3 protein-coding genes are annotated in these 2,698 nt (G+C 61.1%); all 3 read left to right on the top strand.

The genetic code is table 11. The features are described 5' to 3' along the window. The coding region (locus tag HQL56_08230; protein ID MBF0309499.1) for an ATP-binding cassette domain-containing protein at positions 1 to 636 on the top strand (636 nt) is incomplete at its 5' end. Beyond that, the gene (locus tag HQL56_08225) at positions 636 to 1,241 is read left to right on the top strand and encodes an ANTAR domain-containing protein (protein MBF0309498.1); all 606 of its coding nucleotides are present in this window, start codon (positions 636 to 638) and stop codon (positions 1,239 to 1,241) included. The genes HQL56_08230 and HQL56_08225, both read left to right, overlap by 1 nt. A gap of 187 nt (positions 1,242 to 1,428) precedes the next feature. Then, positions 1,429 to 2,640 carry an ABC transporter substrate-binding protein gene (locus tag HQL56_08220; protein ID MBF0309497.1) on the top strand — a complete coding sequence of 404 codons (1,212 nt, stop codon included), beginning with the start codon at positions 1,429 to 1,431 and terminating at the stop codon, positions 2,638 to 2,640. Positions 2,641 to 2,698: the final 58 nt, after the last annotated feature.

Genomic DNA, 2,698 nt, shown 5'->3' with positions numbered 1-2,698 from the left:
CGGGAGGTCTCCGGGGCGGGACCGGATCGGGCGGTGGTTTTTCAGGCTCCGAGTCTCTTTCCCTGGCTGACGGTGCGGGATAACGTCGCCCTGGGGGTGGACCGGGTCTATCCCCACGCCAGCCGGGCGGAGAGGGCCGATATCGTGGATTACCACCTCTGTCGGGTGGGGCTGGGGGATGTGTTGCACAAGCAGGCTTCCGAGTTGTCCAACGGCATGAAGCAGCGGGTGGGACTGGCCCGGGCCTTTGCCCTGTCGCCCCGGCTGCTGTTGTTGGACGAGCCTTTCGGCATGCTCGACAGCCTGACCCGCTGGAGTCTGCAGGAGGTGTTGATGGAGGTTTGGACCCGTTCCCAGGTGACGGCGATCTGCGTGACCCATGATGTCGACGAAGCCATTCTGCTGGCGGATCGGGTGGTCATGATGAGCAACGGTCCCCATGCCCGGGTGGGGCATGTCATGCAGGTCGATCTGCCCCGTCCCCGCAGTCGGGCGGCCTTGCTGGCCCATCCCGACTACTATCGCTATCGGGAACGGTTGCTCACCTTCCTGGATGAGTACGAACACGGACACGCCGGGCGCAGGAAGCCCTCGGAAAAGATCAAACCACCGGAGTCGGAGAGGGAAGCCGCCTGATGCGGGACAGTCCGGAGGACGAGAGTCGCGATATCGCCATTCTGGTGATCGATGCCAACCCGGAGCGGGCCGCCATTCTGGAGCAGGGTTTGGTGGAGGCGGGCTATGGCCGGGTCATGTTGATCCGTTCCCTGGCCAATCTGGGCCATCGCATCCGTCTGCTCGATCCGGAGGTGATTCTCATCGATCTGGAAAACCCCGACCGGGATACGTTGGAGAGTGTATGCCAGCTTTCCAGGGAGGTCTGTCGTCCGATTGCCCTGTTTGTGGATCGTTCGGATCGGACCATGATGACCCAGGCCATCGAAGCCGGGGTTTCGTCTTATGTGGTGGACGGGTTGCGCAAGGAGCGGGTGCAACCCATTGTGGAATTGGCCATTTCGCGTTTTCGCGCCTACGGGAAGCTGCGTCGCGAGCGGGACGAAGCGGTGGCGGCGCTGGCGGATCGCAAGTTGATCGATCGGGCCAAGGGGTTGTTGATGAAGCAGCGGGGTTTGTCGGAGGAGGAGGCGTACCATGCCATGCGCAAGGCGGCCATGCGGGAGAACCGGAAGCTTGTTGAGATTGCCAGGGTATTGATTGCCGCCTTCCAACTGGATTTGTAATTGTTCTTTTCAATATTTTATCCTTTAAGTATCAAAAAAGGAAAATGTTCTGTCTTTTGACGTGTCTTTTTTCCTTAATAAAAGAACAACTGAAAAAGTCAAAGGATAGAACATTTTCTTTTTTTGATACTTAAAGGATAAAATATTGAAAGGCAGTTGTAACGTAAATTGTCAGGACTGAAATCCCATGAAAACGATCAAGGCCGGTTTCATCCCGCTCATCGACTGCGCCTCCCTGGTGGTGGCTCGGGAAAAAGGCTTCGCTGCAGCCCGCGGCCTTGATCTGGTCCTGTCCAGGGAGCCCTCCTGGGCCACGTTGCGGGACAAGGTGGCTTACGGCATGCTGGATTGCGCCCAGATGCTGGCGGGCATGGTTCTGGCGCTGCATCTGGGGGCGGGGGGCGAGCCGACGGAGATGGCGGTTCCCATGGCGCTGGGGCAGGGGGGCAATGCCATCACCCTGGCTTCCTGGCTGGTGGGGGCCATGGGCAAGGTGGACGCGGAGGCCATGGCGGGTCCGCGGGTATGGCGCAACCGGGTTTTGGCCCGAGTGATTCGCCTGCGTCAGCGGCAGGGGGAGGGGCCGTTGCGTTTGGCCACGGTATTTCCCTATTCCAGCCACCATTACGAATTGCGTTACTGGCTGGCGGCGGCGGGAATTGATTGCGAACGGGAGGTGGAGTTGGTGGTGATTCCGCCGCCGCGCATGGTGGCGGCGTTGGAAACGGGGGAGATTGCCGGTTTCTGCGTGGGAGAACCGTGGAATCAGTTGGCGGTGGCGCGCGGGGTGGGGGAGGTGGTGGTGACCAAACACGATCTGTGGCCTTGCAGCCCGGAGAAGGTGTTGGGTCTGCGCGCCGCCTGGCTGGCGGAGAACGGTGTCTTGGTGGAGGCCTTGGTGACGGCGCTGATCGAGGCGGGACGCTGGGCCGACCAGCCGGAGCATCGTGCGGAGTTGACGGCGCTGCTGGCGCGGGAGGCTTACATCGGTGTGGAGGCGGCGTTGATCGAGGCGGTGTTGGCGCAGCGTCCTCGCCTCAACGCGCGGGAGGGGTTGGACCTTCCCGGCTATCAGCGGTTTCATGGCCATCTGGCTCAATATCCCTGGGTTTCCCAGGGGGAGTGGTTGATCTCCCAGATGATGCGCTGGGGCCAGATTGGCGAGGAGCCGGCCAGTCTGCAGGCGGTTGCCCGGATCTACCGTCCGGATCTTTACCGCCGGGCGGCCCTGGCTTTGGGGCTACCGGTGCCGGCCACCTCCCGCAAGGTGGAGGGGGGCCATCGGGAAGCGTTTGCCTTGCCGCTGGAGTCGGGAGGGGAGATGGTCCTGCCCGCCGATGCGCTTTTCGATGGGCACGCCTTTGACAGCGTCGCCTTTGGGGAGCTGCTGAGGGTGTAACAAGTGTTCCCGCCTTTCAATATGTTATCTTTTAAGTATCAAAAAAAGGAAATGTTCT

The organism is Magnetococcales bacterium (assembly GCA_015231925.1).
In the GTDB taxonomy this organism is placed as follows: domain Bacteria; phylum Pseudomonadota; class Magnetococcia; order Magnetococcales; family JADGAQ01; genus JADGAQ01.
The sequence above is the reverse complement of the archived record's forward strand: the minus strand, read 5'-3'. Positions and strand labels throughout refer to the sequence as shown.

What these genes read in the sequence shown, in the direction of transcription:
- HQL56_08225 (MBF0309498.1), top strand. Translation starts at nt 636, where the DNA reads ATGCGGGACAGTCCGGAGGACGAGAGTCGCGATATCGCCATTCTGGTG.
- HQL56_08220 (MBF0309497.1), top strand. Translation starts at nt 1,429, where the DNA reads ATGAAAACGATCAAGGCCGGTTTCATCCCGCTCATCGACTGCGCCTCC.